Raw genomic sequence first — 24,229 nt, forward strand, 5'->3', positions numbered from 1 at the left:
TGGGATCGCGGGGTGGGAGGTGGGTCAGATCTCGTAGTCGACGACCACGGGAGCGTGGTCCGACCAGCGGGCGTCCCAGGCGTCGGCACGATCGACGGTGTAGGAGCGGGCGAGGGCCGCGAGCTCTGGGGTCGCGAGCTGGTAGTCGATGCGCCAGCCGGTGTCGGTGTCGAACGCCTTACCGCGCTGCGACCACCACGTGTAGGGGCCAGGCACCTCGCCGGCGAAGCGACGGCCGAGGTCCACCCAGCCGAGCCCGGCGCCGGCGTTGTAGCCTTCGTCGCCCTCCGCGCCCAGGAAGCGATCGAAGTACGCACGCTCCTCGGGGAGGAAGCCGGCCCGCTTGACGTTGCCCTTCCAGTTCTTGATGTCGAGGGTGCGGTGGCCGACGTTGAGGTCGCCCACGACGACGGCGAGCGGGTTGTGCTCCCGCAGCTGCGGGAGGCGCTCGGTCATCGCCTCGAGGAACCTGTACTTGTCGGCCTGCCTCGGGGTGCCCACCTCGCCCGAGTGCACGTACGTGGAGACGACCGTGAGAGTCCGGTCGCCGACCTCGTAGTCGGCTTCGAGCCAGCGCCCCGCGGAGTCGAAGTCGTCCGCCCCGAACGCGACACGGTGGATCGTGGCGCTCTTGCGCGAGGCGAGCGCGACTCCGGCCCTGCCCTTTGCGGTCGCCTCGTCGTGCAGGACGTCCCACTCGTCGCCGAGCAGACCCGTCACATCGTCGGTGGAGGCGCGCACCTCTTGGAGCGCGAGGATGTCGATGTCGCGGGCGGCGAGCCACTCGCCCATGCCCTTGCGGTAGGCGGCGCGGACGCCGTTGACGTTGACGGTGGCGAGGCGGAGAGGCGTAGTGGTCACTCGTCCAGTCTACGGAGAGGGTCCGACATGCTCGCCCGGCAGCACGCTGCGCGCGACGACGCCGGCGGTGCCCGCCTCCTGTCGCCCTCCTCAGAGGCCCGCCTCCTGTCGCCCTCCTCAGAGAGGGAAGGGCGACGGGAGGCGGGCACCGCCGGCGGGACAGCTCGAGGCGGTCGGAGTCGCTCAGGCCGCGACGGCCTGGGCCGCGGCGGGCTCAGGCACCTCGGCGAGCACCGGGGCGCGCTTGATGCTCTTCGCGATGATGACGCACACGGCGGTCACCACCATGCCGACGAGGATCGCGACCAGGTAGAGCAGCGGCTGCCCCACGAGACCGGTCACCCAGATGCCGCCGTGCGGGGCGCGCAGGGTCGAGCCGAAGAGCGCGACGAGCGCGCCGGTCACGGCGGAGCCGATCATGGCTGAGGGGATCACGCGCAGCGGGTCGACCGCCGCGAACGGGATGGCACCCTCCGAGATGAACGACGCGCCCAGCAGGTAGGCGGCTTTGCCGTTCTGGCGCTCGGCGTCGGTGAAGAGGCGCTTGCGGAGCGACGTCGCCAGCGCGAGGCCCAGCGGAGGCGTCATGCCGGCCGCCATCACGATCGCCATGATCTTGAACTGCACCGAGTTCGGGTCGCCGTCGGCGGGCACCGATGCGAGACCGGTGGTGGCGAAGGCGTAGGCGACTTTGTTGACCGGGCCGCCCATGTCGAACGCCATCATCAGGCCGAGAATGACCCCCAGGATGATGAGGTTGCCACCCGAGAGACCCGAGAGCCACGACGAGAGGCCTTCGCTGAGCGCGCGCAGCGGCGCCCCGAGCACCACGAACATCAGGAAGCCGGTGATGAAGGTCGCGATCAGGGGGATGATGACGACGGGCATCAGTGACTTGAAGGCCGCGGGCAACGAGATCCGCGAGATCCACAGTGCCGCGTAACCGGCGATGAAGCCCGAGGCGAGACCGCCGAGGAAGCCTGCCCCGACCGTGACCGCCACGGCGCCGCCGAGGAAGCCGGGCGCGATGCCCGGGCGGTCGGCGATGCCGAAGGCGATGAAGCCCGAGAGGACCGGCACGAGGAACGCGAAGGTCGCGCCTCCGATGAGGAACATCACGCCGGCCCAGTCGGTGATGTTCGCCACGTTGAAGCCGTTGTCGATGATCTGCTTCGGCGTGTAGCTGACGATTTGGTAGCCGCCGAAGAGGAACGACAGCGCGATCAGCAGTCCGCCCGCCGCGACGAACGGGATCATGTACGACACACCCGTCATCAGGTTCTGACGGATGCGTGTGCCGACGCCGACCTTCTTCGGTGCGGCGGGTGCCGTGGCCGGGGTCGAGCGGGTGGGGGTCGAGCCGCTGCCGCGCAGCGCGAGGGCACGGTCGAGCACCTCGTCGGGCTTCGAAAGCGCCTCCGCGACGCCGACCTGGAGGATCGGCTTGCCGGCGAAGCGCTCCTTGCCGCGGATCTCGAGGTCGGCGGCGAGGATGACGACGTCGGCGGCGGCGATGTCGCCCGCGGTCATCTCGTCTGAGCCCGCGGCACCCTGTGTCTCGACGCGGATCGGGTAGCCGCGCTTCTTCGCGGCCTGCTCGAGCGCCTCCGCCGCCATGTAGGTGTGCGCGATGCCGGCGATGCAGCTGGTGACGGCGACGAACCGGGGGCCGGAGGCGACGGGCGTGTCCTGCACCTTCGCGGCGGCCCGGTCGATGACGTCCGCGGCCTTGGCGAGCGCCTCCGAGGTGCCGACCTCGAGGGTCGGCTTGCCGGCGAAGCGCTCCTTGCCGCGCACTTCGAGGTCGGCCGCGAGGATCACGACGTCGGCGTCGGCGATCGTCTGCGCCGACATCGGGTCGGAGCCCGCGGCGCCCTGGGTCTCGACCTGGATGTCGTACCCCTTCTTCTTCGCGGCCTGCTCGAGGGCCTCGGCCGCCATGTAGGTGTGGGCGATGCCGGCGATGCAGCTGGTGACGGCGACGATCTTCACGAGACGACGACCTCTCTGGCGATGATGTCCGCGACCTCCTGGCCGCTGGCGGCGGCGCGGAGGGATCCGGTGAAGGACTCGTGGATCAGCTTGCGGGCGAGCTGAGCGAGGATCTTCAGGTGTGCCTGATCGGCGCCGTCCGGGGCCGCGATCAGGAAGATCAGGTCGGCCGGGCCGTCGGGAGCGCCGAAGTCGACGCCCTGTGTGGCGATGCCGACCGCGACGCTCGGCGAGACGACGTGCGCGGAGCGGGCGTGGGGGATCCCGATGCGGCCCGGCATGCCGGTGGCCATCTGCGACTCGCGGTCGCGGACGTCGGCGAGGAAGCCGTCGAGGTCGGTGACGCGGCCGGCGTCGGCGAGCGTCTTCGCGAGCTGCGCGGTGGCCTCGTCCTTCGTGGCGGCGGTGAGGTCGACGATGACCGTCGACGCCTCGGTGAGAGCAGTCATGCGCTCAGTTCTCCAATCGGGAGGTGGGAATCGGGGTCCTCGACGACGGTGACGTCGTCGAGGCGGAGGGAGTCGGGTCCCGGGGCTTCGCTGCCCGGGAGCTGGACGGCGGCGGTGCCCCAGGCGACGGCGGTCGCGAGGCGCTCCGCCTCCGTGGCGTCGACGGCCGAGAGGTAGCCGGCGAGCGTGCTGTCGCCGGCGCCGACCGTGCTGAGGGGCACGACGGCGGGGGCGCCCGCCCACCACGACGCGTGCGCCGTGACGAGGAGGGCGCCGTGCTCTCCGAGGCTGACGAGCGCTCGCGCGTCGGGCAGCGTCAGGAGTTCACGGGCTCCCGCGACGGCGTCTCCGACCGTCGGCAGGGAGCGGCCGAGGAGCTCTTCGAGCTCCTCGAGATTGGGCTTCACCAGCGTGGCGGTGCCGGCCGCGATGATCGCGGCGAGCGGCGCTCCGGAGGTGTCGACGGCGAGCGGGACGCCGAAGCGCAGGGCGAGCTGCCCGAGGGAGGCGTAGAAGTCTCCGCCGAGTCCCGGGGGGACGCTGCCGCAGGCGACCAGCCAGCGGGGGGTGGAGGCGACGTGGTCGCCGATGAGCTCCGAGAAGGCCTTCGCCTCCTCGTCGGTCACGGCGGGGCCAGGCTCGTTGATCTTGGTGGTGCGACCGGTCTGGTCGTCGACGACGGTGATGTTCGTGCGGATCGGCCGGGCGATCGGCGCGCTCGCGGACCGCACTCCGGCCGCTTCGAGCATTGCCGACAGGTCGAGGCCCGTGGAGGCGTCGGCGGGGTAGACCGCGGTCGCCTCCACGCCGTTGCGCGCAAGGGCACGGGCGACGTTGACGCCTTTGCCGGCGGGGTCTCGACGGACGTCGTGTGCCCGGTTCACCTCGCCGACGGCGAAGCCGCTAGTCGAAAGGGTGACGTCGATGCTGGGGTTGGCGGTGACGGTGACGATCATGCGCGCACGACCTCCGGTCCGGCCGACTCGATGTCGTCGGCGAGCTCGTCGTCGACGTCGCTGTCGGTGATGACGGTATCGACCGCGGACAGCGGGGCGACGTGCCCGAAGTCCTGCCGGCCGAACTTGGAGTGGTCGGCGAGCACCACGACCCGTCGTGCGGAGGCGATGATCGCGGACTTCACGACGGCCTCGTCGAGATCGGGGGTGGTGAGCCCGCGCTCACGGCTGAGGCCGTTGGTGCCGATGAAGGCGACGTCCACCGAGACCGAGGCGATTGCTTGAGCCGCCCAGGGTCCGACGGCGGCCTGCGTCACTCCGCGCAGGTGCCCGCCGAGGAGGTGGAGGTCGATGGTGGGCCGGCCGACGAGCGCCATCGCGACGGGGAGGGAGTGGGTGACGACCGTCAGCCGGCGGTCAAGGGGGAGCAGTTCGGCCAGACGCACCGTGGTGGTGCCGGCGTCGATGGCGATCGATCCGCCGTCGGGCACCTCGGCGAGGGCTGCGGTGGCGATGCGGTCCTTCTCGGCGGCGAGGTGTCCCTCGCGCGCGGCGACCTCTGGCTCGATGCCGAGCCGTTCGACGGGGATCGCGCCGCCGTGCGCCCGGCGCAGGAGCCCGCGCTTCTCGAGGCTCGTGAGGTCGCGACGGATGGTCTCGGGGGTGACGGCGAGGGACTGCGCGAGATCGCGCACCTCCACCCTCCCGTCGGAGCGGGCGCGGTCCAGGATCGCCTGGTGTCGCTCCGGTGCGTACATGTCGACTCCGTCGTCTCGCGGGGGTGATGCGCCGGATCCGCGGTGTCGTGTCCGACCTCGAATCTGCGTTTACATCTTTTTAGACCCGTTCGTGTGGGAAGTCAACAGAAACGGGCATGTTGGTGTGGCGCGCCTCTGGGCAGAGCCGCACCCGACATCGGCTCAGCCCGCGAGCGTCGTCAGCTCGGCCTCCAGCCGCTCGAGCTGCCGCTCGATCCGCCGCCGCTTGAGCAGGGAGGCCCCGGCAAGCGCACCCCGGAGGCGCTCCCGCTCCGCGCGCGCGAGTGTCAGCCGCGCGGTCCGTAGCTGCGCCTCCTGCTCGCGCTCGCGCTCCTCGGGCGTCTGTTTGCGCGCCGAGATGCCGGCATCGCTCATTCCCACGGAGATCCAGGAGGCGGCGACGAGGATCACCTGGCACACGAGGTTGAACCAGATCAGCAGACCGATGAGTACCGCGACGGAGGCGAGCAGCGGGTTGCGGGAGGCGCCGCCGAGCAGTTGGGTCCCGAGCACCTTGAGCGCGCCGAGAGCGATGCCTCCCATCAGGGAACCGGCCCACAGGTTCTTCCACGGGATGGGGATGCCGGACAGGAAGCGGAACGAGCCGGCCAGTGTCGCCGTGTCGAGCGCGAGCATGACGAGGAGTCCGATCGCGCCGCCCGCGAGACGGCCGAGCAGGGAGTGGCTGCCGATCCCGAGGACATCGAACGCGACTCCGACCAGGGAGGTCGAGAAGACCGAGAGCGCCCCCGAGACGACCACGACCACGCTGAACACGAGCGCCAGCCCGGCGTCCTTCAGCTTCAGCAGCACGAACAGGGTCGTCGGACCGGGCAGCGCGAAGAGGATCCGGACGGCCTGTCGCAGGCTCCCGAGGAAGTTCAGGGCGGTCCAGAGCAGTCCGGCGGCGCCGATGACCCCTGTCCACCCCAGGATCGAGGAGTCGAGGAGCGCGTCGACCGAGACGAGGGAGTTCGTGTCTCCGATCAGCCCGGGCACCGATCGCGTCACGACGCCGAGGAGTGAGTCGCGGAGGACGGGGTTGTCGCGCACCCAGAAGCCGAACACCGCGAAGAAGACGAACAGCGCGGCGAACACCGCGAACAGGGCCTGAAAGGCGAGACCCGACGCGAAGAGAGGCCCTCCCGCCTCGGAATAGTGCAGCAGCACTCGCGCCGGACGAGTGCGCAGGACGCGCGCCACGAGTCCGGGAAGGCCGCGCGGCGTGTCGGCGGCCTCCGTCATGGCCCCAGCGTACCCACCGTGCGCGGGCCGCTCGCCGCGGCGCACCCGGCGCGCGAGGCGGCCACCCACGACGGACGCCGCCGTGCACGTCGGACCCGAGGGTCGAGCGTGCACGACGGCGTCGGCGATGCGGGAGGAGTCAGGCTCGGCCGCGGATGACCGCTTGCTTGACCTCGGCGATCGCCTGCGTGATCTGGATCCCGCGAGGGCACGCCTCCGTGCAGTTGAAGGTCGTGCGGCACCGCCACACGCCCTCCTTGTCGTTGAGGATGTCGAGACGCGCCCCGCCCGCATCGTCGCGCGAATCGAAGATGAAGCGGTGCGCGTTGACGATCGCCGCCGGGCCGAAGTACTGCCCGTCGGTCCAGAACACCGGGCACGACGAGGTGCATGCCGCGCAGAGGATGCACTTGGTGGTGTCGTCGAAACGGGCGCGATCGGCGACCGACTGCACGCGCTCCTTGCCCTGGGGTGCGGGGGTGTTGGCGACGAGGAACGGCTGCACCTCACGGTAGGAGGCGAAGAACGGCTCCATGTCGACGACGAGGTCCTTCTCGAGCGGCAGGCCCTTGATCGCCTCGATGTAGATCGGCTGCGAGATGTCGAGATCCTTGATGAGGGTCTTGCAGGCGAGGCGGTTGCGTCCGTTGATGCGCATCGCGTCGGAGCCGCAGATGCCGTGGGCGCACGAGCGACGGAAGGTCAGCGAGCCGTCCTGGTCCCACTTGATGCGGTGCAGGGCGTCGAGCACGCGGTCGGTCGCGTACATCTGCACGTCGAAGTCCTCCCAGCGCGGCTCCGCGTCGACCTCGGGATCGAAGCGGCGGATGATGAAGGTGACGGTGAAGGCCTCCGGCGCCGCGGGGGCGGCGGGCGGCTGCTCGAGGGTAGCGCTCGACATGGCTAGTACTTCCTCTCCATCGGCTGGTACCGGGTGATCACGACGGGCTTCCAGTCCAGCCGGATGTGGTCGCCGGCGTCAGAGGAGTGGGCGTCCCCGGAGAGGTACGCCATCGTGTGCTGCATGTAGTTCTCGTCGTCGCGCTTCGGGAAGTCGTCGCGCATGTGACCACCGCGGCTCTCCTTGCGGTTGCGCGCCGAGTAGACGACGACCTCGGCAAGGTCGAGCAGGAAGCCCAGCTCGACGGCCTCGAGGAGGTCGGTGTTGAAGCGCTTGCCCTTGTCCTGCACCGAGATGTTGCGGAAACGGTCGCGCAGGCGCTGGATCGTTCCGGTCACCTGCTCGAGCGACTGGTCGGTGCGGAACACCTGGGCGTTCTTGTCCATCTCGTCCTGCAGCTCCTTTCGGATCGCGGCGATCCGCTCGGTGCCCGTGGCGTTGCGGAGGGAGGTGAGCATCTCGCGGATCGGACCGGCCGGGTCTGCCGGGAGCGGCGTGAAATCGACCGTCTTCGCGTAGTCGGCGGCGTTGTTGCCGCTGCGCTTGCCGAACACGTTGATGTCGAGGAGGGAGTTGGTGCCCAGGCGGTTCGAGCCGTGCACCGAGACGCACGCGCACTCGCCCGCGGCGTACAGGCCCGGAACCACCGTGGTGTTGTCCGAGAGCACCTCCGCCTTGACGTTGGTCGGGATTCCACCCATCGCATAGTGCGCGGTCGGCATGACCGGCACGGGCTCGACGACCGGGTCGACACCGAGGTAGGTGCGCGCGAACTCGGTGATGTCTGGGAGCTTGGTCTCGAGCACCTCGGCGCCGAGGTGGGTGCAGTCGAGGAGCACGTAGTCCTTGTGCGGTCCGGCGCCGCGGCCCTCGGCCACCTCCTGGACCATGCAGCGAGCCACGATGTCGCGCGGTGCGAGGTCCTTGATGGTCGGGGCGTAGCGCTCCATGAAGCGCTCACCGGAGGCGTTGCGGAGGATCGCGCCCTCGCCTCGAGCCCCTTCGGTGAGGAGGATCCCCAGCCCGGCGAGCCCGGTCGGGTGGAACTGGAAGAACTCCATGTCCTCCAGCGGCAGGCCCTTGCGCCAAATGATGCCGACCCCGTCGCCCGTGAGGGTGTGCGCGTTGGAGGTGGTCTTGTAGATCTTGCCGAAGCCGCCCGTCGCGAAGATGATCGCCTTCGCCTGGAACACGTGCAGCTCGCCGGTCGCGAGCTCGTAGGCGACGACGCCAGAGGGCTTCTGCACGCCGTCGACCTCGGTCATCACGAGGTCGAGCACATAGAACTCGTTGTAGAAGTTGATGCCGAGCCTGACGCAGTTCTGGAACAGCGTCTGCAGGATCATGTGGCCGGTGCGGTCGGCCGCGTAACAGGCGCGGCGGACGGGGGCCTTGCCGTGGTCGCGGGTGTGCCCGCCGAAGCGGCGCTGGTCGATCTTGCCCTCGTCCGTGCGGTTGAAGGGCAGGCCCATGTTCTCGAGGTCGATGACCGCGTCGATGGCCTCCTTCGCGAGGATTTCGGCCGCGTCCTGGTCGACGAGGTAGTCGCCTCCCTTGACGGTGTCGAAGGTGTGCCACTCCCAGCTGTCCTCCTCGACGTTCGCGAGGGCGGCGGCCATCCCGCCCTGCGCGGCTCCCGTGTGCGAGCGGGTCGGGTAGAGCTTCGAGATGACGGCCGTCTTCGCCTTCGGGCCGGCCTCGATCGCGGCGCGCATGCCGGCGCCTCCGGCGCCGACGATCACGACGTCGAACTGGTGGTAGTGGACGCCGTCGGGTCCGACGGTCTGCGCGAAGGCGCTCTGGTCGGCGCCGCCGGTGGGGGAGTGGCCTGCTGTGCTCACTGGATGGGTGCTCCGTACGAGTGGGGAGGGCGGGAAGGAGGGGAGGCGTCGCTCCCCGGAGGACGGCCGGTCAGGCCGCGCAGAACGAGGGCAGCAGGTCGGCCGGCGCCCCGGCGGGGCACGGGTCGAACGCGAAGACCACCCAGGTGCCGAGCGCGATCAGCGCGACGACGGCCACGAGGATCCCGCCCTTGAAGGCACGGGCCAGCAGCGGCGAGGTCGCGTAGTCGTTGACGAGCGTGCGCATGCCGTTGCCGCCGTGGATCAGCGCCAGCCAGAGCATGAGGACGTCCCACCACTGCCAGAACGGGTTCGCGAGCTTGCCGCCGACGAATCCGAAGTCGATGGCCTTGATGCCGTCGCCGAGGAGCAAGTTGTAGATCAGGTGCCCGAAGATCAGGACGATCAGCACGACGCCCGAGAGGCGCATGTAGATCCAGCCCCACTTCTCCCAGTTCGTGCCGGAGGAGCGCGCGGGCGTGTGCGGGGTGCGCGGTGCGGCGACGGTGCTCAATGGGCACCTCCCTCGCTGAAGACGTTGATGAGGTGGCGCGGGGCGAAGCCCAGCATCAGCACGACCCAGAGGCCCATGACCACCCAGAACAGGACGCGCTGGTTGCGGGTCGCCCAGCTCCAGAAGTCGACCAGGATGATGCGCAGTCCGTTGAGCGCGTGGAACGCGATGGCGCCCACGAGCCCGGTCTCGCCGAGCCCCATGATCGGGTTCTTGTACGTCCCGATGACCGCGTTGTACGCCTCCGGGCTCACGGCGATGAGAGCCGAGTCGAGGACGTGGACGAGGAGGAAGAAGAAGATGGCGACCCCGGTGACCCGGTGGAGCACCCATGACCACATGCCTTCGCGACCTCGGTACAGGGTGCCGGCCGGACGCCGGATCTTCCCCTGCTTCCGGGGTGCGAGGGTGCGAGCAGCTTGAACTGACACGGACAACCCTCCCTGGTTGTGCCCCCGCGACCTGAACGGACCCCCGTCTCGTGGACGGGGAAGGATCGGGGGAGCGACGAGAAACTCGCCCTCCGATCCTAAACGGAGGCGCGGTCGGGCGCGGCTTAGGCGAGCCTTAGCCGCGGTGGGCGAGGGCGGCACCGGCGCCCGCGGCGACGTAGTGGCCGAGCAGCTCCTCGGTCAGCACGCTCCAGGTGCGGTGCAGCACGCGGCGCCTCCCCGCCTCGCCGAGCCTGGCGCGCAGCGCAGGGTCGCGCACCAGCCGCTCGACCTGGCGGCGCAGATCGGAGTCGCTGTCCGGCGCGAAGAGCAGGCCGTCGACTCCGTGCTCGATGAGGTCGGTCGGGCCGCCCGCGTGCGGGGCGACGACCGCGGTGCCGGAGGCCTGCGCCTCCTGCACGGTCTGCCCGAAGGTCTCTTCGGTGCCGGTGTGCACGAACACGTCGAGCGCGGCGAAGACGGCCGGGAGACGCTCGCCGTCGAGTCGACCGAGCATCCGGGCGCGAGGTCCGAGGGCGGCGGCGACGCGGGAGGAGGAGGGGCCGTAGCCGCCGACGACCAGCTCGGCGCCGTCGACGCCCGAGAGCGCGGCCAGTCGCTCCACCCGCTTCTCCGGTGAGATGCGGCCGATGTACCCGACGAGGGCGTCCGTGGCTGACAGCCCGGCGCGGACCTGCTCCGCGTACGGCGACGAGCGCATTCGCGGGTGGAACCGGTCGCTCTGCACGCCCCGTCCCCAGAGCGCGGTGCGCTCGATCCCCGCCGCGGCGAGATCGTCGAGCGCGCTACTCGAGGGAGCGAGGGTGAGGTCGGCGCCGGCGTGGATCTGACGGATGACGCGCCACGCGAGGGCCCGTGCCCCTCTGATGCCGTAGCGAGCGGCGAAGCGTGCGACGTCGGTCTGGTAGATGGCGACGCTCGGCACGCCGAGGCGCCCGGCGGAGGCGATCGCCCGGGCTCCGAGGAGGAACGGCGACGCCACGTGCACCACGTCGGGCTCGAAGTCGGCGAGCTCGCGCGTCAACGCGAGGGTGGGGATGCCGACAGGGAAGTCGCGGTAGGCGATCGCAGGATGCTCGACCACGCGATGCCCGGCGTAGCGGGAGGGCGCGCCCGCGGCCGGACACACGACGAGCGCCTCGATCCCGCGTGCAGCGAACTCGTCGAGCACCCGCAGCACGCTCGTGGTGACGCCGTTCAGCGACGGCAGGAAGCTCTCGGTGACGACCGCGACTCTCACCCTCCGGACGCTACGTCGTCCGTGTGAACGGTGACGCGCCCTCGGGTGAACGGACGGTCGAGGGGGAGTCCCCTTGTATCCTGCGGGAATGACATCACCTGAGACCGATGGCCGCGCCCCGCTCGACCGCTTCTACAGCGTGATCCCCGCCGGTGGGATCGGTTCGAGGCTGTGGCCGCTCTCCCGGGCGGACGCCCCCAAGTTCCTCCACGACCTGACCGGGTCGGGCCAGACCCTCCTCCGCGACACCTGGGACCGCCTCGCGCCGATCTCGGGCCCCGGACGCATCATGGTCGTCACCGGTCGCGCGCACCGCGCGGCCGTCGAAGAGCAGCTCGTGCACCTCGAGGACCGCAACGTCGTCCTCGAGAGCGAGCCGCGCGACTCCTCCGCGGCGATCGGCCTGGCCGCGGCGATCCTCGAGCGTCGCGAGCCTGGCGTCATCATCGGCTCGTTCGCGGCCGACCACGTCATCAGCGGGCAGGCGCTCTTCCACGACGCGGTGGCGGAGGCGGTCGTCGCCGCCGACGCCGGCTACATCGCCACGATCGGCATCACCCCGACCGAGCCGGCGGTCGGCTTCGGCTACATCCGCACCGGTGGCGAGCTCGCCATCGACGGCGCTCCGCACACCCTCGCCGTCGACTCCTTCGTCGAGAAGCCCGACGCCGACACTGCGCGTTCGTACGTCTCAAGCGGCCAGTACCTGTGGAACGCGGGCATGTTCATCGCACGCGCCGATCGCCTCCTCGAGGAGCTCGGACGCACGAAGCCGGCCCTGCTCGCTGGTCTGCTCGAGCTGGCGGAGGCGTGGGACACGCCCGAGCGCGGCGCGGCCGTCGACCGCATTTGGCCGGGCCTCGAGAAGATCGCGATCGACTACTCCGTCGCCGAGCCGGCCGCTGTGGCGGGCAGGCTCGCCGTGGTGCCGGCCCACTTCTCGTGGGACGACGTGGGTGACTTCGCGTCGATCGCGAAGCTGCACGCGAGCGGTCTGCGCTCGGACCTCGCGATCCTGGGCGAGGACGCCCGGGTTCTCGCCGACTCCGCGACCGGCATCGTGGTCAGCGGGGGCAACCGCACGATCGCGCTGATCGGGGTGAAGGACATTGTGGTCGTCGACACCCCCGACGCCCTCCTGGTCACGACGACGGAGAACGCGCAGAAGGTCAAGGGCGTCGTCGACGCACTCCGGCTCTCGGGGCGCACCGACGTGCTGTAGGCGCCGAAGCGTTCTTTCGTCCGAGCTGCGCGAGGGCCCACGACGGTGTCGTGGGCCCTCGGCAGATCACGGGAAGATCAACACTGCGTAACGCTTCCCGACCTGGGCCTTCGTGACGGCTGAGCGACTTGTCACATTAGGTAACGTGAGGGGATCGATGCTCTAGTGCGTTCGTCGCACGGGGCCGCATTCCTGGAGGACGACATCTTGACTATCACTTCGCGTAAGGCCGCGTTCGGCACCCTCGCCGCCCTCGGCGTCACCGCGCTTCTCGCCGGTTGCGCCTCCGCCCCCACCGCGGGCGGTTCCAGCTCCGCCGCCGCCGCGAACAGCGACTTCTTGCCCTGTATGGTCTCGGACTCGGGCGGATTCGACGACAAGTCGTTCAACGAGCTCGGCTACGACGGCCTGGTGAAGGCGTCGCAGCAGCTCGGCGTCACCCCCAAGACCGTGACGTCGGAGTCGGAGACCGACTACGCGTCGAACCTCAAGAGCCTCGTCGACCAGGGCTGCAACCTGATCGTGACGGTCGGTTTCGCGCTCGCGGAGGCCACGAAGGCCTCAGCGACGGCGAACCCCGACATCGAGTTCGCGATCATCGACGACGCCTCGATCGACCTGAAGAACGTCAAGCCGATCACGTTCGACACCTCGCAGTCGGCGTTCCTCGCCGGCTACGCGGCCGCCTCCTACTCGAAGACGGGAGTCGTCGGGACGTACGGGGGCATGCAGTACCCGACCGTCACGATCTTCATGGACGGCTACGCGGACGGCGTGAAGTACTACAACGAGAAGAAGGGCAAGGACGTTAAGGTCGTCGGCTGGGACGTCGACTCTCAGACGGGCTCCTTCACCGGCGGCTTCGCAGCGGGCGTCGAGGCGAAGTCGGCCGCGCAGTCGCTCATCGACCAGAACGCCGACGTGATCCTCCCCGTCGGAGGCCCGATCTTCCAGTCCGCGATCCAGGCGATCCGCGACTCCGGCAAGGACATCGCGATGGTGGGCGTCGACGCCGACCTGTACGAGACGTACCCGGACGGCGCGTCGCTCTACCTGACCTCGATCCTCAAGGGGATCGAGCAGGGCACCTCCGACGTCACCTCGTCGGCCGGCGCCGACCAGTTCGACGCGACCCCCTACGTCGGCACGCTCAAGAACGAGGGAGTGGGCCTCGCGCCGTTCCACGACTTCGAGTCGAAGGTGTCGCCCGACCTGCAGGGCGAGCTCGACACCATCAAGGAGGGCATCATCGACGGGTCGATCGTGGTGACCTCGAAGTCGGCTCCCGCCGCCTCCTGAGGCACGGGTCGTGAAGAGGCCCGCCGACCCGAGCGCACTCGGATCGGCGGGCCTCTTCTCCCGTTCCCGCCATCGTCCGCCCCGGCGCATCGCCGCGCCTCGAAAGTTAGATTGGTCGCATGAAGCTCGAACTCCGGGGCATCACGAAGCGCTTCGGTGCTCTGGTGGCCAACGATCACATCGACCTCACCGTCGAACCCGGTGAGATCCACTGCCTCCTGGGCGAGAACGGTGCAGGCAAATCCACTCTGATGAACGTGCTCTACGGCCTCTACCGGGCCGAAGAGGGCGAGATCCTGCTCGACGACGAGGTCCAGCACTTCTCCGGTCCGGGTGACGCCATGAAGGCGGGCATCGGCATGGTCCACCAGCACTTCATGCTCGTGCCCGTGTTCTCGGTCGCCGAGAACGTCATGCTCGGCCACGAGGAGACGAAGGCGGGGGGCCGGCTCGACCTCGCTGCCGCGCGCGGCCGAGTGCGCGAGATCTCCGACCGCTTCGGCTTCGACGTCGACCCCGATGCGATCGTCGAGGAGCTGCCGGTGGGCGTGCAGCAGCGCGTCGAGATCATCAAGGCGCTCGCCCGCGACGCCCGCGTGCTCGTGTTCGACGAGCCCACCGCGGTGCTGACGCCGCAGGAGACCGACGAGCTGATCGCGATCATGCGTCAGCTGCGCGAGGCCGGCACCGCGATCGTGTTCATCACCCACAAGCTCCGCGAGGTCCGTGAGGTGGGCGATCGCATCACGGTCATCCGCCTCGGCAAGGTCGTCGGCGAGGCGTCGCCGACCGCGAGCAACGCCGAGCTGGCCTCGCTGATGGTCGGTCGCTCCGTCGAGCTGACCGTGCAGAAAGAGGCGGCGCGCGTCGGAGAGGAGGCCCTCGTGGTGAGCGGCCTCACCGTGCGGGACGCCCACGGTCAGGCCGTCGTCGACGACGTCTCGTTCGAGGTCCGTCGCGGCGAGATCCTCGCGATCGCCGGCGTGCAGGGCAACGGGCAGACCGAGCTCACCGAGGCGATCATGGGTCTGCAGGAGCGCGTCGAGGGCTCCGTCACTCTCGACGGACGACGCCTCGACGGCCTGAGCGTGCGTCGAGTGCTCGAGTCGGGCGTCGGCTTCGTCCCCGAGGATCGCACCGAGGACGGCCTGGTCGCCGAGTTCACCATCGCCGAGAACCTCATGCTCGACCGCAGCGACTCCGGCCCGTTCGTGAAGGGCCTGAGCCTGCGACTCAAGGAGCTCGAGCGTTTCGCCGAGGAGCGGGTGCGCGAGTTCGACGTGCGCGCCCAGGGCGTGGGCACCCACGTCGGCCGGCTCTCCGGCGGCAACCAGCAGAAGGTGGTGCTCGCCCGCGAGCTCAGCCGCGAGCTGCGGCTGTTCATCGCCGCTCAGCCGACCCGCGGCATCGACGTCGGCTCGATCGAGTTCGTGCACAAGCGCATCGTCGAGACCCGCGACTCCGGAGTGCCGGTGATCGTCGTCTCGACCGAGCTCGACGAGGTCGCCGCGCTCGCCGACCGCATCGCGGTCATGTACAAGGGCGGGATCATCGGCATCGTGCCCGCCGACACGCCCCGGGAGGTCCTCGGACTCATGATGGCAGGGCAGTCGCCCGCCGAGAAGGGAGCGGCGGCGTGAGCGACGCGCAACTGCCCGCGGTCGATCCCGACGCGGAGACCGAGAAAGCCTCCGGCCTCGAACCCGGCCAGAAGCCCGGCCAGGAGCTGCGGTCCGGCCCGATCGAGAGCGGCGCCTCCCGCGTGCTGCGGGAGATCCTCTCGGGTACCGCCCTGATGTCGGTGCTCGCCGTCCTGCTCTCGCTGATCGCGGGCGGTGTGCTCATCGCCGCGACCGACAAGGGCGTGCAGGCCGCCTCCGGATACTTCTTCGCACGGCCCCTCGACACGATCCAGGCGGTCTGGCAGGCGGTAGCGGGGGCGTACTCCTCCCTCTTCCAGGGCTCGGTCTACAACTTCCGTCGCGAAGGCTTCGCGACCGGCATCGCGCCGCTGACCGATACCCTCGCCTTCGCGACCCCGCTCATCGCGGGTGGGCTCGGTGTGGCGCTGGCCTTCCGTGTGGGCCTGTTCAACATCGGTGGACGGGGCCAGATGCTCATCGCGGCCGCGTGCGCGGGATGGGTGGGCTTCTCCTTCGATCTGCCCTGGGGGGTGCACCTCGTCGTCGCGCTCGCCGCCGGCATCCTCGGAGGCGCGCTATGGGGCGGCCTCGTGGGGCTGCTCAAGGCACGGACCGGGGCCCACGAGGTGATCCTCACGATCATGCTCAACTACGTCGCGTTCTATCTCGTCTCCTACCTGTTGCGCACCCCCGGTGCCCTGCAGGCGCCCGGCTCGAACAACCCGAAGTCGCCGGGAATGAAGGAGACGGCGGTCTTCCCCTCGCTCCTCGGCCCGAGCTACTCGCTGACGCTCGGCTTCGTCTTCGCGGTGCTGGCGACGGTCTTCGTCTGGTGGCTGCTCAGCCGCTCGAGCGTCGGCTTCAAGTTCCGCGCGGTCGGCGAGAACCCGCACGCGGCGCGCGTCGCCGGCATCGACGTGAAGAACAGCTACATCGGAGCGATGCTGCTCTCGGGCGGACTCCTCGGCCTCGCCGGCAGCGCGCAGGTGATGGGCACGGTCACGACCGGCTTCACCTCAGGGATCGACGCGGGCATCGGCTTCGACGCCATCACGGTGGCGCTGCTCGGACGCTCGCGACCCTGGGGCGTGTTCTTCGCCGGGCTGCTCTTCGGTGCCTTCAAGGCGGGTGGCTACTCGATGCAGGCTGCCGAGGGCGTGCCGATCGACGTGGTGCTCGTCGTCCAGTCCCTCATCGTCCTGTTCATCGCGGCCCCGCCGCTCGTGCGCGCGATCTTCCGCCTCCCGGCACCTGGCTCCGCACCGAGACGCCAGCGCCGAGTTTCGGAGGTGTCCGCATGAGCGCGGCCGTCGGCACCGCGCCCGCGAAGGTCGTGATCCGCAGCTGGAAGGCGCCGATCGCTTTCGGCGTCTTCGCGCTTCTCGCCGTCGTCCTCTTCGTGGCCCTCGGTCGCGACGGCACGAGCTCGTTCCGGCTCGCCGCGGGAGGCGACTTCTTCGCCCTCCCCGACGTTCCCTTCCCGACCCGGGCGACCGGAGTCGTCGTCGCGGTCATCACGGTCGCGCTCGCCGTGGTCGCGACTGCGATGACCCGCGCGGGCCGCCGCCTCCCGCTCGGGTTGTCCGTCGTGTTCGCCCTGGTGTTCCTGATCGGCTTTCTCGTGTGGGCCTCGGCCGGGGCGGCGCTGCCCGTCTCCGGGCTGCTGCTCGGGACCGTCGGCCTCGCGGTTCCGCTGATCTTCGGCTCACTCGGAGGAGTGATTTCCGAGCGGGTCGGCGTGGTCAACGTCGCGATCGAGGGTCAGCTGCTCGCGGGAGCGTTCACCGGAGCGATGGTGGGCTCGCTCACCCGCCAGCCGGTGCTCGGGCTGCTGGCGGCGATGCTCGCGAGCGTGCTGGTGTCGTTCGTGCTGGCCGCCTTCGCGATCAGATACCTCGTCGACCAGGTGATCGTCGGTGTCGTGCTCAACGTCCTCGTGACCGGTCTGACCAGCTTCCTCTACTCCCAGGTGCTCTCGGTCGACGCGGCGACGTTCAACTCGCCGGTCCAGTTCGACCGGCTGCCGATCCCCGTGCTCAGCCAGATCCCGATCGTCGGAGCGGTGCTGTTCAACCAGACGGCGATCGTCTACCTCATGTACGTGGCGATCGCGGCGGTGTGGTGGGGACTGTTCAGGACCACGTGGGGCCTGCGACTCCGCGCGGTCGGCGAGCATCCGCAGGCCGCCGACACGGTCGGCATCAACGTCCCCCGCACCCGGTTCTGGAATGTCTCGCTCGCCGGCGCCATCGTCGGGATCGGCGGCGCGTACTACACGCTCGACGCGGTCGGCGCGTTCGGCAAAGAGATGACGGCGGGAGCGGGCTTCATCGCGCTCGCCGCGGTCATCTTCGGCCGCTGGGACCCGATCCGGGCCACGCTGGCGTCGCTGCTGTTCGGCTTCGCCACGAATCTCCAGAACGTGCTCGGAGTCATCGGCTCGCCGGTGCCGAGCGAGTTCATGCTGATGCTGCCCTACCTGGCGACGATCTTCGCGGTCGCCGGGCTCGTGGGGCAGTCGCGCGGGCCGGCGGCCGCCGGCAAGCCCTACCTGAAGACCTGAGGGAGTCGCCGTGACCGCTATCGACTGGGAGGCGCTGCGCGCCGCCGCGCTCGCCGCCATGGCCCGGGCGTACGCGCCGTACTCGAAGTTCCCCGTGGGCGCAGCAGCGCTGGTCGACGACGGACGCATCGTCTCCGGCTGCAACGTCGAGAACGCGTCCTACGGGCTGGGCCTCTGCGCCGAGTGCGCGCTCGTCTCGGCCTTGCACATGACCGGCGGAGGCAGGCTCGTCGCCTTCACGTGTGTCGACGGGCGCGGCGCCACGCTGATGCCGTGCGGCCGCTGCCGCCAGCTGCTCTTCGAGCACTCGGCCGACGGCATGGTGCTCGACACCGTCTCGGGCTTCGCGACGATCGACGAGGTCATCCCCGACGCGTTCGGCCCGCGCACCCTCGAGGCGTACGCGGGCGCCTAGCCTCGACGCGCCTCCCGCCACCGACCCCCGAGGAACCACCATGACCCGCTCCGCTCTCGTCGAGGCCTTCGACGCCGTCGATCTCATCCGCATCAAGCGCGACCGCGGCACTCTCTCGAGCGCGCAGATCGACTGGCTCGTCGACGCCTACACGCGCGGCTACGTCGCCGACGAGCAGATGGCCGCGTTCGCGATGGCTGTGCTGCTCAACGGCATGGACCGCGACGAGGTCCGCGACCTGACGCTCGCGATGATCGCCAGCGGCGAGCGGATGCGCTTCGACGGCCTCGGCAAGCCGACCGTGGACAAGCACTCCACGGGCGGGGTCGGCGACAAGATCACCCTGCCGCTGATGCCCCTCGTCGCCTCCTTCGGCGTTGCCGTGCCGCAGCTCTCGGGCCGCGGTCTCGGGCACACGGGCGGCACCCTCGACAAGCTGGAGTCGATCCCCGGATGGCGGGCAGAGCTCTCGAACGACGAGATACTCAAGCAGCTGCGCACGGTCGGCGGAGTGATCTGCGCCGCTGGATCGGGCCTGGCGCCGGCCGACAAGAAGCTCTACGCCCTGCGCGACACGACCGGGACCGTCGAGGCGATCCCGCTGATCGCGTCCTCGATCATGTCGAAGAAGATCGCGGAGGGGACCGATGCGCTCGTCCTCGACGTCAAGTTCGGCTCGGGCGCCTTCATGGTCGACATCGAACGTTCCCGGGAGCTCGCTCGGGCGATGGTCGATCTGGGCAACGACGCGGGAGTGCGCACCACGGCGCTCCTGACCGCCATGGACGTGCCTCTCGGCCTCGCCGTCGGCAACGCCAACGAGGTGCGCGAGTCGGTCGAGGTTCTCGCGGGAGGCGGTCCCGCGGACGTCCGCGAGCTGACGCTGGCCCTCGCTCGCGAGATGCTCACGCTCGCCGGCCGGCCCGATGCCGATGTCGAGCGTGCGCTCGACGGCGGGGCCGCGATGGACACGTGGCGCGCCGTGATCCGTGCTCAGGGCGGCGACCCGGAGGCGCCCCTCCCGGTCGCCCGCGAGACGCACGTCGTGCTCGCCGAGCGTGAGGGGGTGCTCCTTGAGCAGAAGGCTCTCCCGTTCGGCATCGCGGCATGGCGTCTGGGAGCCGGGCGGGCGAGGCAGCAGGACGCCGTGCAGCACGCGGCGGGCATCGATCTGCACGCCAAGCCGGGCGCGCGGGTGCGCGCAGGGCAGCCGCTCTTCACGCTGTCAGCCGATGAGCCCGCCCGGTTCGAGCGGGCGCTGGAGGCGCTCGAGGGCGCCTATCGCGTGGGCGGCGAGGACGAGGCCGTGAGCGGCGGCGGTCCACTCATCGCCGAGCGCATTTCCTGACCCGGACGGTCCCTCGCGAAGGCTCCCCGGGCGGGAGGCGACTGCGTCGACCCTCTAAGGTGGTCGGCGAACCACCGGCCGAGCCCCGAGGAGCACCGTGACCGACACCACCGAGGCGTACCTTCTCGCAGGCGAGGGGATCGCCATCGACGATCTCCCCAAAGTCTCGCTGCACGACCACCTCGATGGCGGGTTGCGCCCGAGCACGATCCTCGACCTCGCCCCACGCGCGGGCGTGACGCTCCCCGCGGACGAACCCACGGCGCTCGCGGAATGGTTCCGCACGACGGCCGACTCCGGCTCGCTCACCGACTACATCGCGACCTTCGAGATCACGGTCGCCGTGATGCAGACCGCGCCAGCCCTCGAGCGAGTGGCGCGCGAGTTCGTGCTCGACCTCGCGGCCGATGGGGTGGTCCACGGCGAGGTGCGCTGGGCGCCAGAACAGCACCAGCGCGCGGGGCTCTCGCTCGATGCCGCGGTCGAGGCCGTGCAAGAGGGACTCGAGCAGGGCGTCCAGGAGGCGGCGGCGCACGGGCACCACCTCCGAGTGGGGCAGATCGTGACGGCGATGCGGCACGCCGAGCGATCCCTCGAGATCGCCGAGCTGGCGCTGCGCCACCGCGACCGCGGAGCGCTCGGCTTCGACATCGCCGGCGCGGAGGCGGGGCACCCGGCCTCGCGGCACCGTCCCGCCTTCGAGGTGCTCGCCGCCGCGCACTTCCCGACGACGGTCCACGCGGGCGAGGCGGACGGGCTGGACAGCATCCGCTCGGCCCTGCTCGACGGGCGGGCGCTACGACTCGGACACGGCGTTCGGCTCGCCGAAGACATCAGCATCGAGCGGCAGGACGACGAGGCCAGTTACGTGACCCTGGGCGCCCTCGCCGAATGGGTGAAGGACCGCGAGATCGCGCTCGAGCTCAGCCCCTCCTCCAATCTCCAGACCGGGGCGATCGTGGCCTGGGGCACGGAACTCGCGGACCATCCTTTCGACCTGCTCTATCAGCTCGGCTTCCGCGTGACCGTCAACACCGACAACCGCCTGATGAGCGCGACGACCCTCAGCCGTGAGCTCGCCCTGCTCGCCGACACGTTCGGCTACGACCTCGACGACCTGGAGGCGTTCCAGCTGCACGCGGCCCAGGCCAGCTTCCTGCCGCTCGACGAACGCCGCGAGCTGATCGAGACGATCAGCGCCGGCTTCGAGGCGGCCTGAGCATGCCGCTCAAGCCGCTGCCGGGCTCCGCCGTCGCGCTCCAGCACCCCGCAGCGACCTGGCGGGAGGCGGTCCTCGCGGCCGGTCGCGGTCTCGAGCGCTGCGGGGCGGTCGACCCGGCATACTCTCGGCGGATGATCGAGCAGATCGATGTGCTCGGACCGTACATCGTCATCGCGCCCGGCCTCGCCCTCGCGCACGCACGTCCCGGCAACGATGTCCTGGCGGACGGGCTGTCGGTGGTCACGCTCGCCCGCCCCGTGCCGTTCGGGCATGCCGCCAACGATCCGGTGTCGGTCGTGATCGGCATCGCCTCGACGCGTGCCCACGGCCATCTCGGAGTCGTCGCGGGCCTCGCGGACGTCCTCAGTCGGCCCGATGCGGTCGCCGCCCTCGCCGCCGCCCGGACGGTGCGCGGCGTCAACGCCGTCCTCACCGACGGCGTCCGGCACGAGTAGCACGGCGGAAGAAGCGCATGAAGATCGTCACCCTCTGCGGAGCCGGTATCGGCACTTCCGCGATCCTGAAGCTCGGCGCCGAGCGCGCGCTCACGTCCCTCGACCTCGACGCCGAGGTCGTCGCCTCCGACATCGCCTCGATCACCGAGCTCGCCGCTGACGCGCAGGTCATCCTCACCTCGGGCGAGCTCGCGGGCCGCATCGGCCCCACGTTCGCCGAGGTCGTCATCATCGACAACTACCTCGACCAGAACGAGATCACCGAGAAGATCGAGCGCGCCCTGGGGTAGGGAGCGCGGGGGTCAGCCGAGCAGAGACTCGGCCCCGGCGCGGAGGGAGCGCAGGCGAGAATCGACGGCGGTGTGGCGCGAGGCGGCGTCGGGCGCGGCCGACCAGGCGTCGAGGTAGAGCTTCAGCTTGGGCTCCGTGCCGCTCGGCCGCGCGATGAGGCGCGCGCCGTCGAGCGTGAAGCGCAGCGCATCCGTGGGGGCGAGCGCGCCACCCTCCTCGAGCAGATCCTCCACACGGGTCACCGCGAGACCGCCGATGCTCGACGGAGGCGCGGCCCGCAGCCCCGCCATGAGGCGTTCGATCTCGGAGAGATCGGACACGCGCAACGAGATCTGCTCGGAGCCGAAGAGTCCGAACCGCTCGGCGAACGCCTCCAGCTCGTCCTCGATCGTGCGGCCCTCGGCCGCGAGCGCGCTCGCGAGCGTCAAGAACGCGAGCGCCGCCGAGATGCCGTCCTTGTCGCGGACGGTCGCCGGGTTCACCAGATAGCCGAGCGCCTCTTCGTAGCCGAAGACGAGATCGGGCACGCGCGAGATCCACTTGAACCCGGTGAGCGTCTCGACGAACGAGAGGCCGTAGTCGGCCGCGACGGCGCCGAGGGCGGGGGAGGAGACGATCGAGCACGCAAGCACGCCGCCTGACCGCCCCTCGACGCGAGCCTGCTCCGCTGCCCGCCAGCCCAGCAGCGCGCCGACCTCGTTGCCGGTGAGCCGGCGGAAACCGGCCGGCGAGGATGCGTCGGGGACGGCCGCCGCGAACCGATCGGCGTCGGGATCGTTCGCCACGATCAGCTCGGCCCGTCCCGCGCGCGCCGTCGCGAACGCGAGGTCGAGGGCGCCCGCCTCCTCCGGGTTCGGAAACGCGACGGTCGGGAACGCCGCGTCGGGCTCGAGCTGCTCGACGACCACCGCCGGCTCGTCGAAGCCCGCCGCCGAGAGCACCCGGTGCGTCGTCTCCCACCCCACGCCGTGCAGGGCCGTGTAGACGACGCGGAGCGGAGCGGACGAGCGGCCGAGCGCCGCCGTCGCCTCGACGTAGGCGGTGACCACCGACTCTGGCGCGAGGCGGTAGTCGCCGCGCGGCAGCTCGGGCACTCGACGCGTGCCTGCGACCCCGAGGATCCGCTCCGCGATCGCGGAGTCGGCCGGCGGCACGATCTGCGAGCCCTCGTCGCTCCCACCGAGATACACCTTGTAGCCGTTGTCCTGCGGAGGATTGTGGCTCGCGGTGACCATCACGCCCGCATCCGCGCCCAAATGGCGGACGGCGAAGGCGAGAACGGGAGTCGGCAGCAGGCGCGGCAGGAGGACCGCGTCGAGACCGGCACCGGCCATCAGCGCCGCGGAGTCTTCGGCGAAGACACGCGAGTTCTTGCGCCCGTCGTACCCGATCACGACAACCGGCCGCTCGAGACCCTGCCCGAGCAGGTACTCCGCCAGACCGACGGCGGCCTGCGAGACCAGCACGCGGTTCATCCGGTTCGGGCCGGCGGCGATGGCGCCTCGCAGCCCCGCCGTCCCGAAGCTCAGCCGCTGGGCGAAGCGGTCCTCGAGCTCGGCGGTGGCGCGGGCGTCCCCGGCGTCGGAGGCGCCCAGCAGCCCGAGCAGCTCCTCCCGCGTCTCCGGGTCCGGGTCTTGCGCGAGCCAGTCCTCCGCGAGCGCGCGGATGCTCTCGCCTCCCGTGACGCTCACAGTGCCGCCGTGATGCCGGCGAGCAGGTGGGCGAGGTCGTCTTCGGCCGCCCGGCCGGCCTCGAGAACCTCCTCGTGGCTGAGGGGGGACTTCTGGATGCCCGCGGCCAGGTTGGTGATGAGCGACATGCCGAGCACCTCCATGCCCGCCTCCCGAGCCGCGATGGCTTCGAGCGCGGTCGACATGCCGACGATGTGTCCGCCGATGATCCGCGCCATCTGCACCTCGGCCGGCGTCTCGTAGTGCGGCCCGCGGAACTGCACGTAGACGCCCTCGTCGAGCTCCGGCCGTGTCCGGCGGGCGAAGGCCCGCAATCGGGAGGAGTAGAGGTCGGTGAGATCGACGAACGTCGCGCCCTCGAGCGGCGAGTCGGCGGTGAGGTTGATGTGGTCGCTGATGAGCACCGGCGTCCCGGGCGTCCAGTGCTCCTTGATGCCGCCCGCGCCGTTGGTGAGGATCATCACCGTCGCGCCGGTCGCGGCCGCCGTGCGCACGCTGTGGGCGACCCGTCTGACTCCGTAGCCCTCGTAGTAGTGGGTGCGGGCGCCGATGATGAGCGCGCGCTTGCCGGTGGGCAGCAGGACCGAGCGGAGCGTTCCTCCGTGGCCGTGCACGGCGGGAGCCGAGAAGCCTGCGATGTCGGTCGCGGCGACCGTGGCGGTCGTCTCGCCGATCAGGTCGGCGGCCTTGCCCCAGCCGCTGCCGAGGGTGAGAGCGACGTCGTGTCGGGCGACACCGGTCGCCTCGGCGATCTGGGCGGCGGCCGTCGCGGCGATCTCGAACGGATCGGCGTCAGCGGAATCGAGCGGATGGGGGGTCTGGTCGGCCATTCCACCACCCTATCCACGAGGCAAGCGGGTGCGCGGTGCGG

General features: G+C 70.5%; 23 protein-coding genes. 10 read left to right on the forward strand and 13 right to left on the reverse strand.

Annotation, left to right across the window (positions count from 1 at the left end; translation table 11 throughout):
* Window positions 1-24 precede the first annotated feature (24 nt).
* The 11 genes from ITJ45_RS04740 to ITJ45_RS04795 form a co-directional block, all read right to left on the reverse strand.
* The gene (locus tag ITJ45_RS04740) at window positions 25-861 is read right to left on the reverse strand and encodes an exodeoxyribonuclease III (RefSeq protein WP_194607635.1); all 837 of its coding nucleotides are present in this window, start codon (window positions 859-861) and stop codon (window positions 25-27) included.
* Window positions 862-1,044: 183 nt separating this feature from the next.
* Entirely contained in the window at window positions 1,045-2,853 is a 1,809-nt protein-coding gene (locus ITJ45_RS04745) for a PTS fructose-like transporter subunit IIB (protein WP_323742859.1), read from the reverse strand.
* Entirely contained in the window at window positions 2,850-3,302 is a 453-nt protein-coding gene (locus ITJ45_RS04755) for a PTS sugar transporter subunit IIA (protein ID WP_194607636.1), read from the reverse strand. Before ITJ45_RS04755 ends, ITJ45_RS04745 begins: the two co-directional genes overlap by 4 nt.
* Window positions 3,299-4,258 carry a 1-phosphofructokinase family hexose kinase gene (locus tag ITJ45_RS04760; protein ID WP_194607637.1) on the reverse strand — a complete coding sequence of 320 codons (960 nt, stop codon included), beginning with the start codon at window positions 4,256-4,258 and terminating at the stop codon, window positions 3,299-3,301. The genes ITJ45_RS04755 and ITJ45_RS04760 overlap by 4 nt, the downstream gene beginning before the upstream one ends.
* Window positions 4,255-5,016, reverse strand: coding sequence for a DeoR/GlpR family DNA-binding transcription regulator (locus tag ITJ45_RS04765; protein ID WP_194607638.1), 762 nt, complete (start codon window positions 5,014-5,016; stop codon window positions 4,255-4,257). Before ITJ45_RS04765 ends, ITJ45_RS04760 begins: the two co-directional genes overlap by 4 nt.
* 162 nt (window positions 5,017-5,178) lie before the next feature.
* Entirely contained in the window at window positions 5,179-6,261 is a 1,083-nt protein-coding gene (locus tag ITJ45_RS04770; protein WP_194607639.1) for a YihY/virulence factor BrkB family protein, read from the reverse strand.
* A gap of 139 nt (window positions 6,262-6,400) precedes the next feature.
* Window positions 6,401-7,162, reverse strand: coding sequence for a succinate dehydrogenase iron-sulfur subunit (locus ITJ45_RS04775; protein WP_194607640.1), 762 nt, complete (start codon window positions 7,160-7,162; stop codon window positions 6,401-6,403).
* Between the two features lie 2 nt (window positions 7,163-7,164).
* Complete coding sequence (gene sdhA, locus ITJ45_RS04780) at window positions 7,165-8,904, reverse strand: succinate dehydrogenase flavoprotein subunit (protein WP_194607755.1); 1,740 nt, start codon at window positions 8,902-8,904, stop codon at window positions 7,165-7,167.
* Window positions 8,905-9,073: 169 nt separating this feature from the next.
* On the reverse strand, window positions 9,074-9,517 hold the full coding sequence (locus ITJ45_RS04785; RefSeq protein WP_194607641.1) for a succinate dehydrogenase hydrophobic membrane anchor subunit: 444 nt from the start codon (window positions 9,515-9,517) through the stop codon (window positions 9,074-9,076).
* The gene (sdhC, locus tag ITJ45_RS04790; RefSeq protein WP_416365265.1) at window positions 9,514-9,948 is read right to left on the reverse strand and encodes a succinate dehydrogenase, cytochrome b556 subunit; all 435 of its coding nucleotides are present in this window, start codon (window positions 9,946-9,948) and stop codon (window positions 9,514-9,516) included. Before sdhC ends, ITJ45_RS04785 begins: the two co-directional genes overlap by 4 nt.
* Before the next feature lie 136 nt (window positions 9,949-10,084).
* Complete coding sequence (locus ITJ45_RS04795) at window positions 10,085-11,209, reverse strand: glycosyltransferase family 4 protein (RefSeq protein ID WP_194607642.1); 1,125 nt, start codon at window positions 11,207-11,209, stop codon at window positions 10,085-10,087.
* An 88-nt stretch (window positions 11,210-11,297) separates the two neighbouring features.
* On the opposite strand from ITJ45_RS04795, the gene ITJ45_RS04800 reads away from it, so the two are divergent.
* The 10 genes from ITJ45_RS04800 to ITJ45_RS04845 all read left to right on the forward strand — a co-directional run bounded on the left by ITJ45_RS04800 (window position 11,298) and on the right by ITJ45_RS04845 (window position 21,666).
* Window positions 11,298-12,431 carry a mannose-1-phosphate guanylyltransferase gene (locus ITJ45_RS04800; RefSeq protein WP_194607643.1) on the forward strand — a complete coding sequence of 378 codons (1,134 nt, stop codon included), beginning with the start codon at window positions 11,298-11,300 and terminating at the stop codon, window positions 12,429-12,431.
* A gap of 207 nt (window positions 12,432-12,638) precedes the next feature.
* Window positions 12,639-13,730: a BMP family lipoprotein gene (locus ITJ45_RS04805; protein WP_194607644.1), complete on the forward strand. Its 1,092-nt coding sequence runs from the start codon at window positions 12,639-12,641 to the stop codon at window positions 13,728-13,730.
* A 119-nt stretch (window positions 13,731-13,849) separates the two neighbouring features.
* Entirely contained in the window at window positions 13,850-15,370 is a 1,521-nt protein-coding gene (locus tag ITJ45_RS04810) for an ABC transporter ATP-binding protein (RefSeq protein WP_194607645.1), read from the forward strand.
* Entirely contained in the window at window positions 15,367-16,674 is a 1,308-nt protein-coding gene (locus ITJ45_RS04815; protein ID WP_323742861.1) for an ABC transporter permease, read from the forward strand. The genes ITJ45_RS04810 and ITJ45_RS04815 overlap by 4 nt, the downstream gene beginning before the upstream one ends.
* Window positions 16,671-17,936, forward strand: coding sequence for an ABC transporter permease (locus tag ITJ45_RS04820; protein WP_194607646.1), 1,266 nt, complete (start codon window positions 16,671-16,673; stop codon window positions 17,934-17,936). The genes ITJ45_RS04815 and ITJ45_RS04820 overlap by 4 nt, the downstream gene beginning before the upstream one ends.
* A 10-nt stretch (window positions 17,937-17,946) precedes the next feature.
* On the forward strand, window positions 17,947-18,351 hold the full coding sequence (locus tag ITJ45_RS04825) for a cytidine deaminase (RefSeq protein WP_194607647.1): 405 nt from the start codon (window positions 17,947-17,949) through the stop codon (window positions 18,349-18,351).
* 40 nt (window positions 18,352-18,391) lie between these two features.
* Window positions 18,392-19,699, forward strand: a complete 1,308-nt coding sequence (locus ITJ45_RS04830) for a thymidine phosphorylase (protein WP_194607648.1) — start codon at window positions 18,392-18,394, stop codon at window positions 19,697-19,699.
* A gap of 97 nt (window positions 19,700-19,796) precedes the next feature.
* Window positions 19,797-20,918: an adenosine deaminase gene (locus ITJ45_RS04835; protein WP_194607649.1), complete on the forward strand. Its 1,122-nt coding sequence runs from the start codon at window positions 19,797-19,799 to the stop codon at window positions 20,916-20,918.
* A 2-nt stretch (window positions 20,919-20,920) separates the two neighbouring features.
* Window positions 20,921-21,376, forward strand: coding sequence for a PTS sugar transporter subunit IIA (locus ITJ45_RS04840; protein ID WP_194607650.1), 456 nt, complete (start codon window positions 20,921-20,923; stop codon window positions 21,374-21,376).
* Window positions 21,377-21,393: 17 nt separating this feature from the next.
* Entirely contained in the window at window positions 21,394-21,666 is a 273-nt protein-coding gene (locus tag ITJ45_RS04845; RefSeq protein WP_194607651.1) for a PTS sugar transporter subunit IIB, read from the forward strand.
* 12 nt (window positions 21,667-21,678) lie between these two features.
* On the opposite strand, the gene ITJ45_RS04850 is transcribed toward ITJ45_RS04845, so the two are convergent.
* Window positions 21,679-23,358, reverse strand: coding sequence for a phospho-sugar mutase (locus ITJ45_RS04850; RefSeq protein WP_194607652.1), 1,680 nt, complete (start codon window positions 23,356-23,358; stop codon window positions 21,679-21,681).
* The gene (locus ITJ45_RS04855; RefSeq protein WP_194607653.1) at window positions 23,355-24,188 is read right to left on the reverse strand and encodes a purine-nucleoside phosphorylase; all 834 of its coding nucleotides are present in this window, start codon (window positions 24,186-24,188) and stop codon (window positions 23,355-23,357) included. The genes ITJ45_RS04850 and ITJ45_RS04855 overlap by 4 nt, the downstream gene beginning before the upstream one ends.
* Window positions 24,189-24,229: the final 41 nt, after the last annotated feature.

The sequence above is a fragment of the Rathayibacter sp. VKM Ac-2879 genome (assembly GCF_015351245.1).
Lineage (GTDB): Bacteria > Actinomycetota > Actinomycetes > Actinomycetales > Microbacteriaceae > Rathayibacter.